Raw genomic sequence first — 20,666 nt, forward strand, 5'->3', positions numbered from 1 at the left:
ATGTCCTCAAATGTCGAAATTGATCATATTGCGCATGACAAGAATACCGATCGACATCCACACCGCCGACACTCCCAAAATCATATGGCCGCGCGGGTCGGTAAACAGCACCATGATATAGGCGGGGGAAGAGATGTAGACGAGAAAGGCGACGATGAAGGGCAGCGCGCCGATGATCACCGCCGATGCTTTGGCTTCCATGGACAGGGCGCTGACCTTGGCTTTCATCTTTCGCCGTTCGCGCAGCACTTTCGACAGATTGGCCAATGCCTCGGAGAGATTGCCGCCCGCCTGGGATTGGATGGCGATGACGATGGCAAAGAAGCTGACCTCTTGCAGGGGCATGGAATTGAACATGCGCGCACAGGCTTCCGGCACCGTTATGCCCAGTTGCTGGGCATCGACCACACGACGAAACTCGGTTTTGACCGGTTCCTGCGCATCGACAGCGATCATCCTCAGGGAATCATTGAGCGGCAGGCCAGATTTGATCGACCGCACCATCACGTCCAGCGCATTGGGAAATTCTGTCAGGAATTTTTCCTGGCGTCGGCGGATCAGGAAACTGACGATCCAGCGCGGCAGGCCGGCACCCGCCGTAAAGGCGATACCCAAGGACACAAACAGGGACATGCCGAGGACAAAGCACAGGCAGAAAAACACCAGGCCAAGGGTGGTGCTGGCAATGCTGAACTGGGTGAGGCTGACATCAAGGCCGGTCTGGCTGAGCCGCTGTTTCAGCGACTGGTTGGAGATTTTCTTGTTTTTCTCATTCTGCTTGCGTTCGATTTCCTTCAGCGTGTCCTGCACGGACTTGCGTCGCTTGGAAAGCTCCTGAACCCGGTCGCGCGCCACCTGTTTCTTGGCGGTATCGGCTTCCGCATTTTTCACCCGGGCGAGGCGTGTGGCGGTTTTCTTGTCGGCCTGCACCCGTGAAAACAACAGGACATAGGCCAGCGATCCCGCCGCGAGGGCTGCAAGAAGCACGATGGCGAGCACATTGATGTTCATGGGCTTAGACTACACCGGTTTTCTGTTCCATGGCGTCGAGCGCCGCCGCTAGGCGCCGTTCCTCGTTGTAATAGCGGGCGCGTTCCCAGAAATGCGGCTTGCCAATGCCGGTGGAGACATGGCGGCCAATGATCTTGCCGGTCAGGTCCTCGCCTTCCATTTCAAAGCGCATCAGGTCCTGGGTGATGATCACATCGCCCTCCATCCCCACCACCTCGGTAATCTGGGTGATGCGGCGTGTCCCGTCGCGCAGACGGGCGGCCTGGATGATGATGTCGACCGAGCCGGAAATAATCTCGCGCACGGTCTTTGCCGGTAGGGAATAGCCGCCCATGGCAATCATCGATTCCATACGGCTCAGGCATTCGCGTGGGGTATTGGCGTGGATGGTGCCCATTGAGCCGTCATGGCCGGTATTCATCGCCTGCAACAGGTCGAAGACCTCCGATCCGCGCACCTCGCCGACGATGATTCGTTCCGGCCGCATGCGCAGGCAGTTCTTGACGAGATCACGCATGGTGATTTCGCCTTCGCCCTCGATATTCGGCGGGCGGGTTTCCAGCCGGACGACATGCGGCTGCTGCAATTGCAATTCTGCTGTATCTTCGCAGGTGATTACCCGTTCGTCGGCGTCAATATAACGGGTCAGGCAATTGAGCAGGGTGGTCTTGCCCGAGCCGGTGCCGCCGGAAATCACCACATTACAGCGCACCCGCCCGATGATTTGCAGGACTTGCGCACCTTCCGGCGTAATGGCACCAAACTTGACCAGCTGGTCGAGATTGAGCTTGTCCTTCTTGAATTTACGGATCGTCAGCGCCGGACCGTCGATGGACAGCGGCGGAGCGATCACGTTGACGCGCGAACCATCCGGCAGGCGGGCGTCGCAGATCGGGCTGCTCTCATCGACGCGGCGGCCAACCTGGCTGACGATGCGCTGGCAGATCGAGAGAAGCTGGGAATTGTCACGAAACCGGATGTCCGATTCGATGGTCTTGCCGCCGACTTCGATAAAGGTTTGGCCAGCACCATTGACCATGATGTCGGAAATATCGTCGCGGGCCAGCAAGGGTTCCAACGGGCCGTAGCCCAGCACGTCATTGCAGATGTCGTCGAGCAGCTCTTCCTGCTCGGAGATCGACATGGCGAAATTCTTGATGGAAATGATATCATTGACGATATCGCGGATTTCCTCGCGCGCACTTTCCGCGTCCAGCTTGGCAAGCTGCGACAGGTCGATCGTGTCGATCAGCGCCGAAAAAACCTGGCTCTTGGTATCGTAATAATCCTCGGTCCGGTTTTGGCGACGACGCTGCGCGGGATCGGCGGGAGCGGCTGGCCTGGGTGGCTCGGCCCGACCCGGTTCGATCCGTCCGGAGGCCGACACGGATGCTGGCATGCCGGGCGATGACAGTGCCGAGACCGGCGGCGCCATGCCGGAACCGGACTTTACAGACCCTTCATTTCCTCGTTTACCGAACATTGTCTCGTTCCAGTCGGGCGTCTATGCGAGACGCCCTCGGTTGCATGTTTACTTGCGGGCCAGCTTGGCGAAGATCGTGCTGAGACCCGGTCTTTTCGGCTTCTTGATACTGACCCGTCCGGTGATGAGATGGGCGAGCTGCGAGAACGTCTCCGCCGTCGGACTTTTTGCGTCGATCTCGGCGATCATTCGGCCACTATTGGCTGCATTGCCAAACAGCTGAATATCGAAAGGAATGATCGCGGCTGGCTGCATGTCCAGCGGTTCGAAAAAATCGCTGGGCGAAATTTCCGGCCGTTTCGGCATACCGGCCTGATTGAGGATCAGATGCGGTGCCTTGTCGTTCGGCCGCAACCGCTTCAAGGCATCGAGCAGGTTCTTGACGTTGCGCAAATTGGCAAGATCCGGCACGCAGGTCAGGACGATCTCATCCACTTCCGCCAGCAGCGCCAGCGTCCATTCATTCCAGCTATGCGGCAGGTCCAGAACCGCGACTGGGGCGCTGCGTTGCAGGGTTTCCAACAGCGGTAGGAAGGCGCCGCGCTCAAAATCATAGGCCCGGTCCAGCAGGGAGGGGGCGGCCAGCAGGGACAGGTTTTGCGAACAGGAGGTCAGCAGCCGGTCGAGAAACACTTCGTCCAGGCGCTCCGGAGCAAAGACCGCTTCGGCTACGCCCTGGGCCGGGTCCTGATCAAAATCGATATTGGCCGTGCCATAGGGCAGGTCCAGGTCGGCCAGGATGGTTTCGGAGGAAAACAGCGAGGCGATCATGAAGGCCGCATTATGGGCGATGGTGGAGGAGCCGACGCCGCCTTTTGCGCCTATGAAGGCAATGCTGCGCCCAAGCGGCTCGGCATCGGGGTCGATGAAGATCGATGACAAGGCCCCGATGACGTCGGCCATGCTGACCGGCGCAACGATATAATCGGAGACGCCGTTGCGCATCAATTCGCGGTAAAGAGCGATGTCGTTATAGCGTCCGACGACAATGACACGGGTCGAGGGATCGCAGACATCGGCCAGCGGCGCCAGCTCGGAAAGCAGGTTCTCAGGCTTCGCATCGGTTTCCAGAATGACCAGATTGGGGGTCGGCGCCCCCGCAAACATATTGACCGCTGCCGAAATGCCGCCGCTTGTTACCCGCATGCTGACCTTTGTCATGCGCCGGTCACGGGCGGCCTCTTCCATCACTGCCAGCACACTGTCCGAGATGCAGAAAGCATGGACGGAAATGCGCGGCAAGGGCCGCAATTGCTCGAGATTGCCGGTTCTCACTGGCTCCGCAGCCAGGCCGTCTTCTTTCGATCCGGCGATATCGTATTTGATGGTATTCATCAGCCTGCCCCCGCGATCCTTGTCGATCAATCCGTGGATGTCGTGGTTGAGGTGTCCTTGCCGTCGCGATAATTGTCGATCACCGTCGAGCGCCGCTCGGCATCGATCGGCGTCATACCGCGCGGCGCGATCAGGTCCGTCGGGCTGGCCACCTGCGCGGCCAGATTGGCCTGGGAGGCGCAGCCGAAATTCTGCCAGTTCTTGTTCTGCGCCGTGTCGTTGGAGAGATCCTCCGGCCATTGGCCACACGGTCCAGCCACCGCCGTGGTTGCGACATAGCTCAGCCGGATCGGCGCGGCATCACCTGTTGCGCCGATCCGGTAAGGCCGTTCAACGATTTTGGGGGCGGCAATGCCCTTGGATACCAGCAGGCTGCGCACCTGGCGAGCGATGCTGGAGGCCGCCATTGTATTGGGAGATCCTTGTGGCACCAGAATCTGCACATAGCCGGTGGACGCATTGCGGTAATCCTGGGCAAAGCCCGTCACCGCATCGCTCATGCCGATCGTCAGGCGGCCTGAGCCCTGCGCGACCGGAAGATCCAGCGAATGCTCGACATCGGTGACGATGATCGGGTGGCGGGTCCGGTAATCGTCTGGGATAGAGCCGGTGGACATCTCGTCTTTCATGCCGCCGCAGCTGCTAAGCGGCAGGATGGCCATCAATCCGAGGAGGAGCGCGCAAGCGCGTGTGACGGACAAGGTAGGGTGAAGTATCATCGTGTCCGCCCTCATTTGTAAATATAGCCGACGGTGCCGTGATAGGCGCCGTTTGCCGTGGCTTCCTTGCGACCGTAAACTTTGTTGACGCGGTTCAGGAAATACATGGCGCCGTCTCCGGCAGGATTGAAATTGTCGTCGGGACGCGCCAGCGCATTGCGGGTGACGGGCCGGACCAGATAGGGCGTGGCAATGATCACCAGTTCGGTTTCGTTGCGCACGAAATCCTTGCTGCGAAACAGCGTGCCGAAGATCGGGATTTTCGAAATACCCGGCAGTCCAGACATGGCCTGACGGACATTGTCCTGAACCAGACCGGCAATCACAATCGATCCACCGGAGGGCAGCTCGACCGTGGTCGAGGCTTCGCGCTTGCGGATCGACAGATAGGTGGAACCAGGGATGGACGCATCCGAATTGCCCTCTACCACCGATCCTTCATAGGTCGGTTCGGAAACATTGGTTTCGATCGCCAGGCTGATACGGCCCGGAGACAGCACGACTGGCCGGAAGTTCAGCTGAATACCGTAATCGACGGTCGAGGTCGTGCGAGAGACGGTTTTCTCCCCGGTGGTGCTGTCGGTGCTGATTTCCTGGCCGGCTGCCAGACGATATTCGCCGCCAACATAGAATTTCGCCTGTTCACCGGAAATTGCCGTCAGGCTGGGCTCAGCCAGCGTGCGCATCACACCCGCCTGTTCCATGGCGTTGACATAAGCGCTGATGCCAAAGCTGCCGAAGGTCTTGGAAATCGTGGCGGTCCCGCCGACGTCGACGGAATTGCCGAGGTTGGAAGGATTGGCGTAGCTGATGCCGCTGGTGCCATCCGTAGCGCTGGCGCTGACGCCAAGCTGTTTCAGCACCTGACGGCTGACTTCGGCAACGGTGACTTTCAGCGTGACCTGATCTTCGCCTTCGATGGTCAGCATGTTGACGATCTGCGAGGTTTGACGATCTTCCGCATAGATCGCCACCGCTCCGTCGCCGCTGCTGTTGCTGGTTGCGGTTTCTCCGCGGGTGGTGGCTTCACCACCCTGGAGGAAAGCCTTGGCTAGGCTGACGGCCCGCGACGAATCCTGCGGGGTGCGCACTGTGCCGCTCAGCACCACGTTGTCAGAGATGATCTCGACCTTGATATTGGACTCAGGGATGAACCGGCTCAGGTTGGTTTGCAGACCCTCGATATCCCGTTCGATTTGCAGATCGAGACTGACGATCTCGCGGCCATCCGCCCCGAAAATGAAAATATTGGTCTGGCCGACCTTCTTGCCGAACAGATAGATCCGGCGGGAGGTGCGGGTGACGGCATCGGCCAGTTCCGGATCGGCCACCAGGATATCATGCGCATCTTCCGGCAGATCGACGACGATGGCCTTGTTGAGGCCAAGCTTCAGGTCACGCCGCACACCGGGGCCGGTTTGGGCGATGCGCACCAGGCTCTGGGCACCGGCGGCGAGCGCGTCGGCACGCCAGACAAGCATATTTTCTCCCGGCAAGCCGGTAATCGACAGGCCGAGCGAAAGGCTGCCGGTGATCATGATCCGCAGCAGGCGGGCAGGGGCGAGGCGCATGGAAAATCGTCCGTTCATTGTTTTGCAGCTCCCGCGCTCTTGACGATCTGCCCGGATTTGATGACCTGCACCTGTGGCCCACCGCTATCGCCGCTCAGCAGGTAGCTGGCGGAACTATTGTCCTGCTCCTGGGCATCCGCCACTGAGCGCAGCGCCAGTGACAGGCGCTCGGCCATCTGCTGGGCAACCGTCAGCACCTTGGTTTGCTCCGGTGTGAGTTCCAGTGTTGCGGTGGTGCCGATGACCGAACGGGTGCCGTCGTTCTTTTCCTCGATCTGCTGGTCGATGGCGAGAACGCGGACATTGGACAGCACGGTTTCGGTCAGATGGTTATCGTTATCGCCCTTGCGGACCATGATTACGTCGACCCGGTCATTGGGCAGGATGAAGCCGCCAGCACCGGTTGCCACGGAAATTTCCGTGGAGATTGCCCGCTTTCCGGCTGGAAGCAGCGCTGAAAGGGTCCGGCTGGAGGCGTCGGCGATCTTTTCGATTCGGATCGGCTCACCTTCGAAAATCGGTAGCCGCACGACAAGCCCGGCGAGGTCGCTCAAGGCCTGGGGACGGTTCTCTTCCGTCACGAAACCGTCGACCAGGTCGGTCTTCGGCCAGTCCATCCAGCGCATGGCCTTATCGGTCAGGCGGGCGCCGACCGGCAGGCTGGCGGCGGCGATCAGCACCTTGGTGGTCGGTTCCTTCGTCACCACAGGCTCGGATTGCTGCACCACGACGCGCTTTTGCCCGCTCAGCCCCATGGCCAGCAGACCGGCCAGACCGGCCGCGGCCACGGCGACGAAGAGAATGAGAATGCGGGCGGGCTTCATGGTCTGTCCTTAAGTCGGCGGAAGCTTTCTTAAGGTCGAAAAGAACAGAAATTGGTGTAATTATAGTTAACAACCGCCTTACTGGCGTGGTTAACAAAATATTGCCGGATTTAGTTCGGCGAAACTGTCGCCAAGGCCAATGTCACCACTGGGGCACTGAGAAAACTGCAAAAACCGCCAATGGCGATGGCAATACCATAGGGAATTTTTTTCTCGACAATCAGCGAGCGCGGCAGGCGCAGTCCAAGGGCCATTACTGTATTGGCCTGGCTGCGCAAAGCCAGGATCATCAGGGTCAGCACGCCGCCGAACACCGCGACTTCAATCAGAAATTCCACCAGGCTGATATTGAAACCATACCATACGGCAGCAGCCGTCAAAAGCTTGGCGTCGCCGCCGCCCATGACGTTTAATGCAAACAGCGTGAAGCAACCGAAAAACACGATCAGACCCGCCGTGAGATGCAGTCCGGCCAATCCTATAGGCAGGCCCAACACCAGAGCGAGGATGGCAAAACCGATAAGCAGCACAAGGGGGATCGCATTGGGGATCTTCATCTCGAACAGATCTGTAAAGGCCGCCAGCGCCAGACAAAGAGGAAAAATCAGTGACAGCGTGACAGCCAGCATGGCGGATGAACCCTTTGACGACGTGATTTTAAAGAATCGACCATGGCGCAAAGCCATTACCGAATCATTCTCTGGACTGAAAATTCTGGTCACTCAGAATATTTGGGGTGGGAAATATTTAAGGTAAGCTCTCCCGTCCATTAAAGAGAAAAGCCGCCCTTGCGAGGCGGCTCTTATAGCCTTGAGGCGGCTCGTTTCAAGCTTACTTGGTTGCGTCCGCACCCTTATTCATCTGCGTTGTCAGGTTATTAAAGGTGTTGCCAATGCTGGTACCGAGTGTGGTTGCGCCAGCAACGAGTGCAACGGAAATCAGAGCGGCGATCAGGCCGTATTCGATGGCCGTTGCACCGGATTCATCTTTCATAAAACGTGCGAAAAACTTGGACATGCGCTTTTCATGCTCCACAGTGTTGTTCTGATCAGTGAAATGTTTCTACTGATCGGTTGACGTAAAAATGCAGATCGGCATCCTGTTAGGGTATTTCACTCTGCATTGAACCGGTGAGATATTCTAAAGTTTTAAGAATTTTCAGACAAGAAAATGCCCTAATATCTTATCAGCTTTAGCAACGACATTACTTGGATGCTGTGGCCGCCTTATTCATCTGCGTAGTCAGATTGGTGAACGTATTGTTCAGGCTCGAGCCGAGCGACGTTGCGCCAGCCACGAGTGCGACGGAAATCAAAGCGGCGATCAAACCGTATTCGATGGCGGTTGCGCCGGATTCGTCCTTCATAAAACGTGCGAAAATCTTGGACATGCTCTTCTCCTGCTCCATAAGGTTTTTCTTATCCGCCAACTATTTTTGTTGTCCGGTTGAGCTGAAATTACAGGTCGCCGCATTGCTATCGCCTTAAGAAAACAAGTTAATTATCCTTGAACGGCAGCTTGATTTCAGTGTGGTAAATGAAGCCGAAAGATAGTCGGAAAAATTGTATTCACTCCGGAAAAAGGCCAGCCTACAGCATGTTTACATGCAAAATTATGCAAGTATGTGTCAGTTGTGGCCGCTGATATGCCAGTGTTTATTGCGAGATGAACCGTATTATGTCCTGACAGGAGACGGTGGCTTTAGGGTTCATTTACCATTTTATCTCAATCTATGGATCTGATCTGCACGAGAGAAATATTTTCCATGACATTGACGATGTCGTTTCGCTGCTGTTTTGCGTTATTGCTTGCGGGAATGTCGACAGTTTCCGGCACAGCGCATGCTGAAGACCCGCTTTTGCGCGTGGTCATGAACCAGGCCCGCATTCTCAAACTCGATCGGCCGGTCAGCAAGGTCATCATCGGCAATGAGAAAGTCGCCGATGCCACCGTGGCAGACCCGAAAACCATCGTGTTGACGGGGCGAAGCTTCGGAACGACGAATTTGGTTCTGCTTGACAGCCAGGGCAATGCGATTTTCGACGAGCGCATTCTTGTCTCTATCGATGAAGCCAATACAGTGCGGCTATACAAACAGACGCAACGCACCGTTCTGTCCTGCACGCCAAGCTGCGAGCAGCATTCGCAGTCTGGAAATTCCACTGGAGATGCGTCCTCCAGCAACAGTACGTCAAGCGTCACCGCCCAATAGCGGTAAGCGCGAAAACACTGGGCGGATATGGCGGGCGTTATCGGCTATATCTTTCCTGAATTCGCTCCTGCATAAGAAATCATGCAGTAATAACATGAATTTATTCAGAATATCTAAAATTAATTTTTTGGTCGTTTCCGTATCATCCTGTTCAAACTGAAGGAATTCGGCAACGAAAATTAAATAGATCCAGCCCTAGCTTGCTATCAGGCACAACAACCGGCATTCAGCGATGGTCTTTCCAGATGGCACCCGTGACAAACGCGACGGACGATGGCGCAGATGGATATTAGCGGCCAGGCGTTTGCGTCGTTCCCGTGACGGATCGGCGGCCATCGAATTCGCCATTCTGGCCATTCCTTACTTCCTGATCATTTTTGCCATTCTGGAAACATTCGTGGCTTTCATTGCGGAGCAGACCGTCAATTCAGCGGTCGACACGCTCGGCAGGCAATTGCGCACCGGCAATATCACCTATAACCAGGCCCGTAGCACCGATAAAACGGCCACGGAATTCCGTCAGTTGTTCTGCAACGAGATTTCCTTTCTCCTCACCTGCGACGCGGATGAAGTCGCGACGCCCAACCGGCTCTGGCTCGATGTGCGAACCTTCTCGGCGTTTTCTGCCATGCCCACCACCATCGCCACGACGGCGGGCAGTCTCGATACGTCCAGTTTTGCCTTCACGCCGGGTGGAGCAAGTTCGATCAATATGCTGCGCGCCTTTTATTATTGGCCGGTCACCACGGATCTTGTCCGTCCCTATATCGCCACGATCCATCGCCCCGGCGTTTCCAGCAACTCAGATTATCTGATCGTGTCGACCATGGCATTCCAGAACGAGAATTATCCATGAGGTCGATATCTGTGTTGATGTTGCGTCTGTGCAGACCTTTCCAGCGATTGGCCGTGGATCGATCCGGCGTGGGCGCGGTGGAGTTTGCCCTCATCGTGCCCTTGCTTCTGGTTCTGTATCTGGGGGCGTTCGAACTCACCATGGCGCTCAGCGTTTCCCAGCGCGCCACCACCAGCGCCGGGGCCATCGCCGATATCGTCGCGCGCCAGCAGACAACGGTCAACAAGACCTTTCTGGCGACTATGCCGGATGTGCTGAAAGCCATGTTCGCGCCAACAGCGACCACGGGCTATGCGCTGAAGATCACCGGCATCAAGGTGGACAGCAATGTCAAGGCGACGATTGCCTGGTCCTGGGCGCAGGATGGATCCAAACCCTATGAAACAGGTGCAACGGTGACACTTCCGTCCGGCATGGCGGCTGCCAATGCCTTTTTTGTCCACGCGGAGCTGACTGTGCCGCATGAGCTTGTCACCTATCTGCCGGGATTTTCGGGATCGAGCGTCAACACCATTACCATCGCCAGGGATTATTACTTCCGTCAGCGGGAGAACGGTGAAATTGCCTGCTCGGATTGCTGATTTGATCAGAGATTTGCCATTGCCTGCCTAAATGTCTATTCAATCCGTCCGATTGATATTCAACTGCCCGATGCTGCCTGATTTCATTTTAATCCCGAAGTGGTTCAAGGTGAAATGCAAGGCAAGACCGGGCTGACGGGTGAAGCATGGCGCGAGCCTTTCTGTTTGTTCTCGATTCCTTCGGTGTCGGCGGCGCCCCCGATGCGCCAGCCTATGGCGATGAGGGGGCCGATACGCTGGGCCATATCGCAGAATTCTGCGCCGCCGGTGCCGGAGACCGCGATGGCCTGAGAGCCGGACCCCTGATGTTGCCGAACCTGTCGGCGCTGGGCCTGTTGCAGATTGCCAGCCTGGCCAGCGGCAGCCTGCCTGCGGGCATGGACCTGCCGGAGCGGGTCTTTGGTCTTTACGGTGCGGCCAATGAAGTGTCCCGGGGCAAGGATACACCGTCCGGCCATTGGGAAATTGCTGGCACGCCGGTCATGTTCGACTGGGGTTATTTCCCGCAAGAAGGCGATGCCTTTCCAGCCGATCTCGTCGCCGAGATCTGCAAACGCGCCGATCTTCCCGGAATCCTCGGCAATTGTCATGCCTCCGGCACTGACATCCTGGCCCGGTTGGGCGAAGAGCATTGCCGAACGGGCCAGCCGATCTGCTACACATCCTCCGACAGCGTCTTCCAGATTGCCGCCCATGAGCACGTGTTCGGGTTGGAGCGTTTGCTAAGGCTCTGCGAAATTGTCAGGGAGTTGCTGACCCCCTACAGGATTGGCCGGGTGATCGCCCGCCCCTTTATCGGCAATAGCGCTTCGAATTTCCAACGCACTGGCAATCGGCGGGATTATTCGGTCCTGCCTCCGGAGCCGACGCTGCTCGACCGGCTGAGTGAAGCGGGCCGCACGGTGCATGCGATTGGCAAGATCGGTGATATCTTCGCCCATCAGGGGACGGGCCGCGAAATCAAGGCGAATGGCAATGCCGCACTAATGGAGACGACGCTGGCGGTGATGGATGAGGCAGCAGAGGGCGATCTGGTTTTCACCAATTTCGTCGATTTCGATATGCTCTACGGCCATCGCCGCGATGTGCCGGGCTATGCTGCGGCGCTTGAAGCCTTCGATCTCTGGCTGCCGGATGTCTACCGCAAGCTTATCCCCGGCGACATGGTGATCCTGACCGCCGATCATGGTTGCGATCCGACCTGGCGTGGCACCGATCATACGCGTGAGCGGGTGCCGATCATGGCGTTCGGTCCCGGCATCCGGGCGCGTTCTCTCGGTATTCGCGACACCTATGCGGATATCGGTGAGACAATTGCGGCCCATCTCGGCATTGCTCCGGGTCGCCATGGCGGGAGTTTCCTATGACCGCATCGCTGTTGAAGGCCGAATTGCATTGCCATATCGAAGGTGCGGCGCCTCCGGCTCTGGTCGCGGCCCAAGCCGAGAAATACGGTATCGACGCCAGCAGTTTTATCCGCAATGGCGCGTATGTCTGGGAGGATTTCACCAGTTTCATAGCGGCCTATGATTTTGTCGCCTCGGTGTTTCGCAGCGAAGAGGATTTTGCCGCCCTGGCTGAGGCCTATCTGAGCGAACTGGCGAGCGTCAATACGATCTATAGCGAGCTATTTGTTTCGCCTGACCATGGCGAGGCGGTGGGACTGTCCGCCGAAGCCTATATCGAAGGGTTGGCGGAGGGCATTGTCGCGGCCCGGGTCAAGACCGGTATCGAATGCCGGATGGTGATTATCGGCGAACGGCATCTGGGGCCGGAAAACGTCCTGCGCCGGGCGAAATGGCTGGCCGATTACCACCATCCGCTGATCACCGGTTTCAATATGGCGGGTGAGGAGCGGATGAACCGAGTGGCGGATTACGCCCCGGCCTTCGACATCGCCCGTGAAGCGGGCTATGGCATTACCATCCATGCGGGCGAGCTCTGTGGAGCTTTCAGCGTTCGTGACGCGCTTGATCTGGTGCGTCCAAGCCGGATTGGCCATGGCGTGCGCGCGATTGAGGACGCTGATCTGGTACAGCGGCTGGCGGATGAGGGCGTGGTGCTGGAAGTCTGCCCGGCTTCCAATATCGCGCTCAAGGTGTTTGAGGATTATGCCAGCCATCCCATGCGCGACTTGGCTGATGCCGGGGTGCGGATATGCATCAACTCCGACGATCCGCCGTTTTTCGCCACATCGCTGGCCAATGACTATGCCATCGCTGCGGAGATGGGATTTTCGGACGTCGAGATCGATGCCATGACACGCACGGCGATCGAAGCGGCTTTCGTGGATGAGGCGACCCGCCAAAACCTGTTGCGGCGGCTGCAAGTGGCTGGTTCTGGGGATGAGGCAGCGATTTAACGGCTGCAAGCCTTGCTCATCCCACCGATTCGTTGGAAGAAACATCACAGTCAGGAATAGAGCGGAAGAGACAAGAGGTTTCCCATGGACGGCGTCACAGTCATCAATCACCCCCTGGTGCAGCACAAGCTGACCTTCATGCGCCGCAAGGAAACCTCGACGGCGGGCTTTCGCCGGCTGTTGCGGGAAATCTCGACGCTGCTCTGCTATGAAGTGACCCGCGATCTGGAACTGACCGTGGAAACCATCGAAACGCCGATGGTGGAAATGGAAGCACCGGTGCTGGAAGGCAAGAAGCTGGTGTTCGCCTCCATTCTGCGCGCCGGAAACGGCCTGCTGGAAGGCATGCTGGATCTGGTCCCCTCCGCCCGTGTCTCGCATGTCGGTGTCTACCGCGATCATGAGACCTTGCAGCCGGTCGAATATTACTTCAAGGCCCCGGAAAACCTGTCGGAGCGGCTGGTGATTGTCGTCGATCCGATGCTGGCCACCGGCAATTCCTCCATTGCTGCCGTCGATAAGCTGAAGGAGCGCGGCGCCAAAAACCTGCGTTTCGTCTGCCTGTTGGCAGCTCCTGAGGGCTTGAAGCATTTCCGCGAAGCCCATCCAGACGTGCCGATCTTTACGGCGTCTATCGACAGCCATCTGAACGAGCAGGGCTACATCGTGCCGGGTCTTGGCGATGCTGGCGACCGGATGTACGGCACCAAGTAAAATTTTCTTAACGACGAACGGCTTCGACCCCGGCGTTTCCGACGCCGGGGTTTGCTTTTGAACGGTGATGTTAACCGGAGTGAAAGCTCGTCAGCGTTTTTATCTTCAAAACGGTGGGAGATTAACGCGATGCTGATGAGGGTTCTGGTCTTTGCCGGTCTGACAGTTCTCGTCGCCACGCAATTGCCTGCCTATTTGCAGGACAGGACGGACACCGCGTCGGAAAAGCCATCGCAGGCGGCGAGCCTTGAGGCAACCCGTCTCGCGGTCGCACCGCAGCCGGTCGCCGGTTCAGGTCAAGCGATCCTAAAGGCCGACGGCCGGGGCCATTTCATCGCGCCTTTCCGCATCAACGGCAAAACCGTCGATGCGATGATCGATACAGGCGCAAGCACGGTTGCCATTAACGAGACCACCGCCCGCAGGCTTGGCTTCAGCGGTAATGATCTGAATTTCAAATACAAGGTCAATACCGCCAATGGCGAAACTTTGGCTGCGGTGGTGATGTTGGACCGGGTTGAGGTCGGCGGGGTGCGTGCCACGCAGGTTCAAGCCATGGTGATGAAGGACAAAGCCCTGTCCGGCACGCTGATCGGCATGACATTCCTGAAACAGCTCGGCAGCTACAAGGTTGAAGATGGCCAGATGCGGCTTAGTCAAAAATAAGGGCCCCTCTTGGAGGAGCCCTGACGTCATTGATTGGAACCGGTGAACCGTGCTCAATGGGCGCCAGACATGTCGCCCAGCACGTCCTTGGAGGCCACGGTGGAATCGGCGTTCAGCTTGTAGACCATCGGCACGCCGGTGGCGAGATTGACGCTGAGGATCTGTTCCTTGGTCAGCTTGTCCAACACCATCACCAGCGAACGCAGCGAATTGCCGTGGGCCGCCACCAGCACCTTTTCGCCCCGCAGCACGCGCGGCAGGATTTCGGTGAGGTAATAAGGCCAGACGCGGGCGCCGGTATCGCGCAGGCTTTCGCCGCCCGGTGGCGGAATGTCGTAGGAGCGGCGCCAGATATGCACCTGTTCCTCGCCCCATTTGGCGCGGGCGTCATCCTTGTTGAGGCCGGAAAGATCGCCGTAATCGCGTTCATTCAGGGCCTGGTCGCGGATGGTTTCAAGGGCGGACTGGCCAAGATTGTCGAGAATGATACCGCAGGTTTTCTGGGCGCGGGAAAGATCGGAGGTAAAGGCGATATCGAACTGAATGCCATAATCCTTCAGCGCCTTGCCGCCAGCATTGGCTTCCTGCACGCCAAGATCGGTCAGGTCGGGATCGCGCCAACCGGTGAACAGGTTCTTCAAATTCCAATCGCTCTGGCCATGGCGTACGAGCACGAGGGTACCGGTCATCGACTAAATCCTCTCTTTGATCTTGGTGAGTAACATTATTGCGAAGATGAAAGCCCGAGAACATCGAGCATGGAGTAAAGGCCGGGCTTCTTGTCCTGCGCCCAGAGCGCGGCCTTGACAGCGCCGCGTGCAAAGATTGAACGATCACCGGCACTATGGGAGAGCGTGACGATCTCACCTTCGCCAGCCAGCAGAACGGAATGTTCGCCGATGACAGAGCCGCCGCGCAGCGTTGCAAAGCCGATCGAGCCGGGCGCACGCGCCCCGGTATGGCCGTCGCGCACTTTGACGGCATTGTCCTTCAGGTCGATGCCACGCCCCTTGGCGGCGGCTTCCCCCAGAAGAAGGGCGGTGCCGGAGGGCGCATCGACCTTGTGCTTGTGATGCATTTCCAGCACTTCGATATCCCAGCCGGAGGCTTCCAGCGCCTTTGCTGCCTGGGCGACCAGAACAGAGAGGAGGTTGACACCGAGGCTCATATTGCCGGATTTGACGATTCTGGCATGGCGCGCTGCCGCCTCGAACTTTGCCTCATCGCCTTCAGAACATCCAGTGGTGCCGATGATATGGACGATGCGGGCCTGGGCTGCGAGGGCTGCAAATTCCACCGAGGTTTCCGGCTTGGTAAAGTCGATTACCCCATCGGCGTTGACGAAGGCGGCCAATGCATCGTCGGTGACGGGAACACCCAGTGGACCGACGCCAGCCAGATCACCGGCATCCCGGCCAATCGAGGCGGAACCCGGACGACCCACCGCCGCATGCAGCACAGCACCTTGTGTTTCGCAGATGACGCGCACCAGCGCCTGACCCATGCGTCCGCTGACACCAACCACGACCAGCTTCATCGGTCCAGTCCTGATCGGATCTGTGTTCAATGCAACTGTCATGCCTCTCTCTCCGTCCTCATCCGTCCTTCTGCACAGGCTTTGTGCTTACAGCGAAGGACTTCCATTGGTTGCCTGCATGTTGTTCAGTCGCGCGTAAAGCCCTTCCGGCCTTTCCGTCAGTGTCCTGTGGGTGCCCATTTCAACCACCCGGCCATCCTGCATCACCACGATCTTGTCGGCCTTGACCACGGTGGACAGCCTGTGCGCGATGACCACGACGGTCCGGCCGTTCATGGCTTCGTCCAATGCCTTCTGCACGGCGGCTTCCGATTCCGTGTCGAGAGCGGATGTCGCTTCGTCCAGAAGCAGGATTGGCGCGTTGCGCACAAGAGCGCGGGCGATGGACAAGCGCTGACGCTGGCCACCGGACAGTGTCAAGCCGTTTTCACCCACCGGTGTTTCATAGCCATAGGGCTGCGCTACAATGAAATCATGGGCATGGGCAAGGCGCGCGGCTTCTTCCACTTCGGCATCGGTGGCGTCCGGACGGCCATAGCGGATATTGTCGCGGATCGTGCCTTCAAACAGATAGGGATGCTGCGACACATAGGCGATATGCTTGCGCAGCGAGGCCTTGGTGACATCGGCAATGTCCTGCCCGTCGATCAGGATCTGGCCCTTCGGCGGATCGTAGAAGCGGGGGATCAGTGTGATGATGGTGGATTTGCCTGCCCCCGATGGCCCGACCAGTGCCGTGGTCTTGCCGCCTTCGGCAGTGATATCGACGCCCTTCAGAATTTCAGGGCCGTTGCCATAGGCGAAATGAATGTCTTTGAACTCGATACGAGCCTCGCTGACCTTCAATTCGCCAGCGCCCGGCTTGTCGCGCTGGTGCGGTTGGGTGTCGAGGATGGCATAGATCATCCGGGCATTGACCACGGCCCGTTCCATCTGGATCTGCAATTTCGCCAGCCGCTTGGCAGGCTCATAGGCCATCAGCAGGGCGGCGATGAAGGAGAAGAAGGCGCCCGGCAACATGCCACCGGCAATGGTGCGGTAAGAGGCATAGGCAATGACAGCGGCAATGGCGAGACCGGCAAAGCTCTCGGTAATCGGCGAGGTGCGCTCACTCAGACGGGCAATGCGGTTGGCGCGGCTTTCGGCACTGTCGATAATGCCCTCCACCTTGCGGCCAAGCTCTTCTTCCATGGTGAAGGCCTTGACGACGGCAATGCCCTGGACGCTCTCCTGCATGGCGCCGAGCACCCGGCTGTTGAGCATCACGGAATCCGTTGTCGCCTTGCGCAGCCGCTTGGAAATATAGCGCAGCGAATAGAGAACCGGGGGCGCGACCACGAAGACGATCAGCGTCAGCACCCAGTCCTTGGCGAGCATGACGGCGATCAAGCCGATGAGGCTCAGCAGATCCCGCGCCGTCGAGGTGACGGTCAGGTTCAGGACATCCCTGATCCCATTGACATTCTGGCTGACCTGGGCGGCCAGATGCGCCGAGCGGGCTTCGTTGAAATAGCCCATCGACAGCGTCATCAAATGGCTGAACAACCGCTTCTGATAACGCGCGACAATATTATTGCCGATCTTGGACAAAGCAACCGCCTGGCCATAGCTGGCAAGGCCACGCAGCGAAAAGGCGACGAAGATCGAGACGCAGATGATCCAGACCAGATCGGCGCGCTTGTTGGCGAAGGCCTCGTTAATCACCGTTTCCATGATCCAGGCGGTAAAGGCCGTCGTCAGTGCCACAGTTGCCAGGCAGATGATGGCGAAGACATAGCCGCGCACATGATCACGGCCGTTTTCGGCGATGACCCGCTTGAGAACTGCCGTGATGCTTTCCGACGATTCTGGCAGGGAGGTCTTGATGGTGTCGCGCAAGAAATGTCTTTCCCATTCGATTGGTCATAGCGACCATCATGGCCGCGCCAGCCGGTCTATAGCCAGTCCGGCTGCTTTTGACCATAGAGCAATGCGCGGTGCAATCAACGCTGCCAGCGACGGCCCTCATGCTTCACGCCATAGCTCGACGGCGTGCGGGCATAGGCTGCCAATCCCGAAAGGGCGGCCTGCGGGTGAATGGCGACAAAGGTGGGAATTGTCTGCATCATCTCCGTATGCGGGGCCTTGTCCTCGAAAGCGGCGCGGAAGACCGGGCTCTTCAGCAGGGGGATGATCTTCTGCGAAATACCCCCGGACAGGAAAACGCCGCCACGGGCCATGAAAACCAGAGCCATGTCACCGGCAATCCGGCCAAGATAGGTCACGAACAGTGTCATGGTTTCCACGCAGACCGGATCATTGCCCTTCAGGGCATGCTGGGTCACATCGGCGGGATCGGTCCATACAGGCTCAATGCCATCGGCCGCGCAGATGGCGTTGTAGAGATGCAGGATGCCGCGCCCGCACAGGATCTGCTCGCCGGAAATCCGGCCCTCGATCCGCTCGATATGCGGAAAAATCTGCCAATCGCGCTCACTGCGCGGCCCGATATCCACATGGCCGCCTTCACCTGGAACTGGAAACCAGGTCTGGTGGGTATAAAGCAGCCCGCCAACACCAAGCCCGGTGCCGGGTCCCAGAATGACGCGGGAGTTCAGCGAGGTTTCGCTCAAAGGACCGATTGGTTCGCGGTCGTCGCGCCCGAGCGATGCAGCAGCCAGCGCCTGCGCTTCGAAATCATTGACAACAAGCACGTCGTCAAAGCCGAGATCGGCAATCATCGCCTTGGGACGAATGACCCATGGGCAATTGGTCAACGGGATTTCGTCACCCTTGATGGGGCCAGCCACAGCCAGGATGGCCGAGCGCGGCTGGAAGCCGGATTTGTCGAGAATGCAATCCTGAATGGCCTGGTCGATGGTCGGGAAATCCGCCGTGTGAATATTGGCAAATTCCTTGGGCGCAGCATGGGCATCCATGAGGATCCAGAAGCGGGCATTGGTGCCGCCGATATCGCCGACAAGAACCGGAAAGGGCATGTGATCATTGTCATGAGGTTTTGGCATTGAAAAATCCATTCCTGGTCACGCGGCTTCGGCCTTGCGGTTTGATGTTATTCCGTAATCACGGGCAACAGACGGTCAGCTGTCGCCCGATTGAGCGCCATCGGTGTATCGTAAAGAATGGCCAGTCGCATCAGCGCCTTGACATCGACGTCATGGGGCATGGGGGTGAGGGGATCGACGAAGAAGATCAGCATGGCGACTTCTTCCTGGGCGATCATCGCACCGATCTGCTGGTCGCCACCCAGAGGGCCGCTTTTCATCCTGAGAACGTCCAGTTTCGGACAGGCGTCCTGCACCCGTGCCCCGGTCGTGCCGGTGGCGACAATCTGCCATTGCTCAAGAAAACTCTGATGATGGCGGGCAAACGCCGCCATCTCGTCCTTCATCTTGTCATGCGCGATCAGCGCAATCTTCTGGCGCTCAGCCATTGGTTCTCCCCTGAGCGTTTAAATCGATTTGCGGATCTCTTATACCAAGGGGCGGGGAATTGAAAAGCCGCCCCCGCCTGATCTTAGGGGCGCGGCGACGGTGATGGAACGTCCTCGCTTGGCAGGTTGGCATCATCAGGGGCGGCTGACGAGGCTTTCACCGAGGCAGACCCCGGACTGACATAGGCCTTGGCGCCGCCAAAGGTCGCCTGTTTCTCGCTGGCGACAGATGGAGCATCCAGCACCGCGGCACAGGCCTTGGGCAGGTCCGAAACCATCACGGGCCGAGGTGGCGGTGGGGGCTTGGCATTCGGGTCGCGTTTCTTTTGTTCCCACGGTTCCTTGGTAAACCACCAGGCCAGCGATTTGTCGCAGCCGTCGCCGGGAGCAACAGGCGCTTGCGGCTTGCAACCCGCGGCACCGGGCGGGCAGGAAAGCCGGATATGGAAATGGGCGTCATGGCCATAGATCGGGCGGATCTTGCCCATATTGGTTCGGTCGCCCGTCCAGCTTTCGCAGAGTTTCTTCTTGATGGTCGGATTGACGAACAGCCGCTCGACCTGCGGATAGCTTGCCGCCAGCATCAGCAGCCGGGCATGGGTCGGTGTCCAGGTCTGCGGATTGATCGTCAGGAATTTATCTTTCAGGATCATCGAGGTAAAGGGCAGATCTTCGCGCTGCTGCACGGTCAAGCGTTTTGCAGGCATCGGGGTCAGCCAGATATCGGCGTCCAACCCGATCTGGTGGGAGGCATGGCCATTGGCCATCGGCCCGCCACGCGGCTGGGCGATATCGCCGACCAGAAGGCCCGGCCAACCAATTTTTGGCGCATCTCGCGACAATTGCTCAATGGTCTGGATCATCGCGGGATTGCCCCAGCGGCGATTGCGCGACAGCCGCATGGCCTGCCAATTCGGTCCATCCGTTGGCAAGGCGACCGCTCCGCTCATGCAGCCCCGCGCATAGGAACCATAGGGCGTGGACGGCCCTGCATTGGGTAGGGTTTCCTGGGGAAAGGCGAGTTTTGCCGGTTGATCCGGCCCGGCCATGGCCATGTCGAGGCCGAGTGAAAGAACCGCCAGCCCGGCTGTCATCGCCCGCAGCACTGTTGATCGTCTCGTCAAATTTCACCTCATCCTTGCGGAATCATCCATCTACTTGGCAATCAAACTAGGGTTTGTCAGGCAAAAGTGGAACCAGGCTTTCCTCAAAACCGAAGAGTTTGTGTGGGTTTGCGTGGCAAAGCCTGTCTTTCGCCCGGTTTTGTCTTATCTTGTCAGCCAAATCACCACGGCAAGGTTCTCTTTCTCCGCCAGGAATGTGGGACGTCACGCAGGTGGAAAGGCATTTTCGGCCTTTCTG

Annotated in this window: 22 protein-coding genes; 7 read left to right on the forward strand and 15 right to left on the reverse strand. The window is 58.3% G+C overall.

The window, feature by feature from the left end:
• Positions 1-6: 6 nt before the first annotated feature.
• From G6L01_RS17310 to G6L01_RS17350, 9 genes are all read right to left on the reverse strand, one after another.
• On the reverse strand, positions 7-1,011 hold the full coding sequence (locus G6L01_RS17310) for a type II secretion system F family protein (protein ID WP_070163980.1): 1,005 nt from the start codon (positions 1,009-1,011) through the stop codon (positions 7-9).
• 4 nt (positions 1,012-1,015) lie between these two features.
• Positions 1,016-2,494 carry a TadA family conjugal transfer-associated ATPase gene (locus tag G6L01_RS17315; protein WP_070163979.1) on the reverse strand — a complete coding sequence of 493 codons (1,479 nt, stop codon included), beginning with the start codon at positions 2,492-2,494 and terminating at the stop codon, positions 1,016-1,018.
• Between the two features lie 48 nt (positions 2,495-2,542).
• A complete protein-coding gene (locus G6L01_RS17320) occupies positions 2,543-3,829 on the reverse strand; it encodes a CpaE/TadZ family protein (protein ID WP_070164058.1) in 1,287 nt (428 codons plus the stop codon).
• A gap of 26 nt (positions 3,830-3,855) precedes the next feature.
• The gene (locus tag G6L01_RS17325; RefSeq protein ID WP_070163978.1) at positions 3,856-4,548 is read right to left on the reverse strand and encodes a CpaD family pilus assembly protein; all 693 of its coding nucleotides are present in this window, start codon (positions 4,546-4,548) and stop codon (positions 3,856-3,858) included.
• 11 nt (positions 4,549-4,559) lie between these two features.
• Positions 4,560-6,119, reverse strand: coding sequence for a type II and III secretion system protein family protein (locus tag G6L01_RS17330; protein ID WP_420359826.1), 1,560 nt, complete (start codon positions 6,117-6,119; stop codon positions 4,560-4,562).
• A gap of 14 nt (positions 6,120-6,133) precedes the next feature.
• Positions 6,134-6,943, reverse strand: a complete 810-nt coding sequence (gene cpaB / locus G6L01_RS17335) for a Flp pilus assembly protein CpaB (RefSeq protein ID WP_012654666.1) — start codon at positions 6,941-6,943, stop codon at positions 6,134-6,136.
• Positions 6,944-7,053: 110 nt separating this feature from the next.
• Positions 7,054-7,572 (reverse strand): A24 family peptidase, encoded by a 519-nt coding sequence (locus G6L01_RS17340; RefSeq protein ID WP_070163976.1) that lies wholly within the window; start codon positions 7,570-7,572, stop codon positions 7,054-7,056.
• A gap of 202 nt (positions 7,573-7,774) precedes the next feature.
• A complete protein-coding gene (locus G6L01_RS17345; RefSeq protein ID WP_070163975.1) occupies positions 7,775-7,960 on the reverse strand; it encodes a Flp family type IVb pilin in 186 nt (61 codons plus the stop codon).
• A gap of 187 nt (positions 7,961-8,147) precedes the next feature.
• Positions 8,148-8,333 (reverse strand): Flp family type IVb pilin, encoded by a 186-nt coding sequence (locus tag G6L01_RS17350; RefSeq protein WP_012654669.1) that lies wholly within the window; start codon positions 8,331-8,333, stop codon positions 8,148-8,150.
• Positions 8,334-8,759: 426 nt separating this feature from the next.
• On the opposite strand from G6L01_RS17350, the gene G6L01_RS17355 reads away from it, so the two are divergent.
• The 7 genes from G6L01_RS17355 to G6L01_RS17385 all read left to right on the forward strand — a co-directional run bounded on the left by G6L01_RS17355 (position 8,760) and on the right by G6L01_RS17385 (position 14,334).
• A complete protein-coding gene (locus G6L01_RS17355; protein WP_234624736.1) occupies positions 8,760-9,155 on the forward strand; it encodes a pilus assembly protein N-terminal domain-containing protein in 396 nt (131 codons plus the stop codon).
• A gap of 232 nt (positions 9,156-9,387) precedes the next feature.
• Positions 9,388-10,011: a TadE/TadG family type IV pilus assembly protein gene (locus G6L01_RS17360; RefSeq protein ID WP_070163974.1), complete on the forward strand. Its 624-nt coding sequence runs from the start codon at positions 9,388-9,390 to the stop codon at positions 10,009-10,011.
• Entirely contained in the window at positions 10,008-10,592 is a 585-nt protein-coding gene (locus tag G6L01_RS17365; RefSeq protein ID WP_070163973.1) for a TadE/TadG family type IV pilus assembly protein, read from the forward strand. Before G6L01_RS17360 ends, G6L01_RS17365 begins: the two co-directional genes overlap by 4 nt.
• Positions 10,593-10,738: 146 nt before the next feature.
• Positions 10,739-11,959: a phosphopentomutase gene (locus G6L01_RS17370; RefSeq protein ID WP_070163972.1), complete on the forward strand. Its 1,221-nt coding sequence runs from the start codon at positions 10,739-10,741 to the stop codon at positions 11,957-11,959.
• Complete coding sequence (locus tag G6L01_RS17375; RefSeq protein ID WP_070163971.1) at positions 11,956-12,954, forward strand: adenosine deaminase; 999 nt, start codon at positions 11,956-11,958, stop codon at positions 12,952-12,954. The genes G6L01_RS17370 and G6L01_RS17375 overlap by 4 nt, the downstream gene beginning before the upstream one ends.
• 84 nt (positions 12,955-13,038) lie before the next feature.
• Positions 13,039-13,668 carry a uracil phosphoribosyltransferase gene (gene upp / locus G6L01_RS17380; RefSeq protein ID WP_060719365.1) on the forward strand — a complete coding sequence of 210 codons (630 nt, stop codon included), beginning with the start codon at positions 13,039-13,041 and terminating at the stop codon, positions 13,666-13,668.
• Between the two features lie 129 nt (positions 13,669-13,797).
• Positions 13,798-14,334: a TIGR02281 family clan AA aspartic protease gene (locus G6L01_RS17385; protein ID WP_070163970.1), complete on the forward strand. Its 537-nt coding sequence runs from the start codon at positions 13,798-13,800 to the stop codon at positions 14,332-14,334.
• 53 nt (positions 14,335-14,387) lie between these two features.
• Here G6L01_RS17385 and G6L01_RS17390 read toward each other — a convergent pair whose 3' ends face one another.
• From G6L01_RS17390 to mepA, 6 genes are all read right to left on the reverse strand, one after another.
• Complete coding sequence (locus tag G6L01_RS17390) at positions 14,388-15,023, reverse strand: 2,3-bisphosphoglycerate-dependent phosphoglycerate mutase (RefSeq protein ID WP_070163969.1); 636 nt, start codon at positions 15,021-15,023, stop codon at positions 14,388-14,390.
• A 35-nt stretch (positions 15,024-15,058) separates the two neighbouring features.
• Entirely contained in the window at positions 15,059-15,871 is an 813-nt protein-coding gene (gene dapB, locus G6L01_RS17395; protein ID WP_070163968.1) for a 4-hydroxy-tetrahydrodipicolinate reductase, read from the reverse strand.
• A gap of 87 nt (positions 15,872-15,958) precedes the next feature.
• Positions 15,959-17,749 carry an ABC transporter ATP-binding protein gene (locus G6L01_RS17400; RefSeq protein WP_070163967.1) on the reverse strand — a complete coding sequence of 597 codons (1,791 nt, stop codon included), beginning with the start codon at positions 17,747-17,749 and terminating at the stop codon, positions 15,959-15,961.
• Positions 17,750-17,853: 104 nt separating this feature from the next.
• Complete coding sequence (locus G6L01_RS17405; RefSeq protein WP_070164056.1) at positions 17,854-18,876, reverse strand: glucokinase; 1,023 nt, start codon at positions 18,874-18,876, stop codon at positions 17,854-17,856.
• Positions 18,877-18,923: 47 nt separating this feature from the next.
• Complete coding sequence (locus G6L01_RS17410) at positions 18,924-19,304, reverse strand: methylglyoxal synthase (protein WP_070163966.1); 381 nt, start codon at positions 19,302-19,304, stop codon at positions 18,924-18,926.
• Positions 19,305-19,387: 83 nt separating this feature from the next.
• Positions 19,388-20,398 carry a penicillin-insensitive murein endopeptidase gene (gene mepA / locus G6L01_RS17415; RefSeq protein ID WP_070163965.1) on the reverse strand — a complete coding sequence of 337 codons (1,011 nt, stop codon included), beginning with the start codon at positions 20,396-20,398 and terminating at the stop codon, positions 19,388-19,390.
• Between the last annotated feature and the right edge of the window lie 268 nt (positions 20,399-20,666).

The sequence above is a fragment of the Agrobacterium vitis genome (assembly GCF_013337045.2).
Classification (GTDB): Bacteria; Pseudomonadota; Alphaproteobacteria; order Rhizobiales; family Rhizobiaceae; genus Allorhizobium; species Allorhizobium vitis_B.

Excerpts from the sequence above, each read along its gene's own strand:
- G6L01_RS17310 (WP_070163980.1), bottom strand. The coding sequence starts at position 1,011 with ATGAACATCAATGTGCTCGCCATCGTGCTTCTTGCAGCCCTCGCGGCG.
- G6L01_RS17315 (WP_070163979.1), bottom strand. The coding sequence starts at position 2,494 with ATGTTCGGTAAACGAGGAAATGAAGGGTCTGTAAAGTCCGGTTCCGGC.
- G6L01_RS17320 (WP_070164058.1), bottom strand. The coding sequence starts at position 3,829 with ATGAATACCATCAAATACGATATCGCCGGATCGAAAGAAGACGGCCTG.
- G6L01_RS17325 (WP_070163978.1), bottom strand. The coding sequence starts at position 4,548 with ATGATACTTCACCCTACCTTGTCCGTCACACGCGCTTGCGCGCTCCTC.
- G6L01_RS17330 (WP_420359826.1), bottom strand. The coding sequence starts at position 6,119 with ATGCGCCTCGCCCCTGCCCGCCTGCTGCGGATCATGATCACCGGCAGC.
- cpaB (WP_012654666.1), bottom strand. The coding sequence starts at position 6,943 with ATGAAGCCCGCCCGCATTCTCATTCTCTTCGTCGCCGTGGCCGCGGCC.
- G6L01_RS17340 (WP_070163976.1), bottom strand. The coding sequence starts at position 7,572 with ATGCTGGCTGTCACGCTGTCACTGATTTTTCCTCTTTGTCTGGCGCTG.
- G6L01_RS17345 (WP_070163975.1), bottom strand. The coding sequence starts at position 7,960 with ATGTCCAAGTTTTTCGCACGTTTTATGAAAGATGAATCCGGTGCAACG.
- G6L01_RS17350 (WP_012654669.1), bottom strand. The coding sequence starts at position 8,333 with ATGTCCAAGATTTTCGCACGTTTTATGAAGGACGAATCCGGCGCAACC.
- G6L01_RS17355 (WP_234624736.1), top strand. The coding sequence starts at position 8,760 with ATGTCGACAGTTTCCGGCACAGCGCATGCTGAAGACCCGCTTTTGCGC.
- G6L01_RS17360 (WP_070163974.1), top strand. The coding sequence starts at position 9,388 with ATGGTCTTTCCAGATGGCACCCGTGACAAACGCGACGGACGATGGCGC.
- G6L01_RS17365 (WP_070163973.1), top strand. The coding sequence starts at position 10,008 with ATGAGGTCGATATCTGTGTTGATGTTGCGTCTGTGCAGACCTTTCCAG.
- G6L01_RS17370 (WP_070163972.1), top strand. The coding sequence starts at position 10,739 with ATGGCGCGAGCCTTTCTGTTTGTTCTCGATTCCTTCGGTGTCGGCGGC.
- G6L01_RS17375 (WP_070163971.1), top strand. The coding sequence starts at position 11,956 with ATGACCGCATCGCTGTTGAAGGCCGAATTGCATTGCCATATCGAAGGT.
- upp (WP_060719365.1), top strand. The coding sequence starts at position 13,039 with ATGGACGGCGTCACAGTCATCAATCACCCCCTGGTGCAGCACAAGCTG.
- G6L01_RS17385 (WP_070163970.1), top strand. The coding sequence starts at position 13,798 with ATGCTGATGAGGGTTCTGGTCTTTGCCGGTCTGACAGTTCTCGTCGCC.
- G6L01_RS17390 (WP_070163969.1), bottom strand. The coding sequence starts at position 15,023 with ATGACCGGTACCCTCGTGCTCGTACGCCATGGCCAGAGCGATTGGAAT.
- dapB (WP_070163968.1), bottom strand. The coding sequence starts at position 15,871 with ATGAAGCTGGTCGTGGTTGGTGTCAGCGGACGCATGGGTCAGGCGCTG.
- G6L01_RS17405 (WP_070164056.1), bottom strand. The coding sequence starts at position 18,876 with ATGCCAAAACCTCATGACAATGATCACATGCCCTTTCCGGTTCTTGTC.
- G6L01_RS17410 (WP_070163966.1), bottom strand. The coding sequence starts at position 19,304 with ATGGCTGAGCGCCAGAAGATTGCGCTGATCGCGCATGACAAGATGAAG.
- mepA (WP_070163965.1), bottom strand. The coding sequence starts at position 20,398 with ATGACAGCCGGGCTGGCGGTTCTTTCACTCGGCCTCGACATGGCCATG.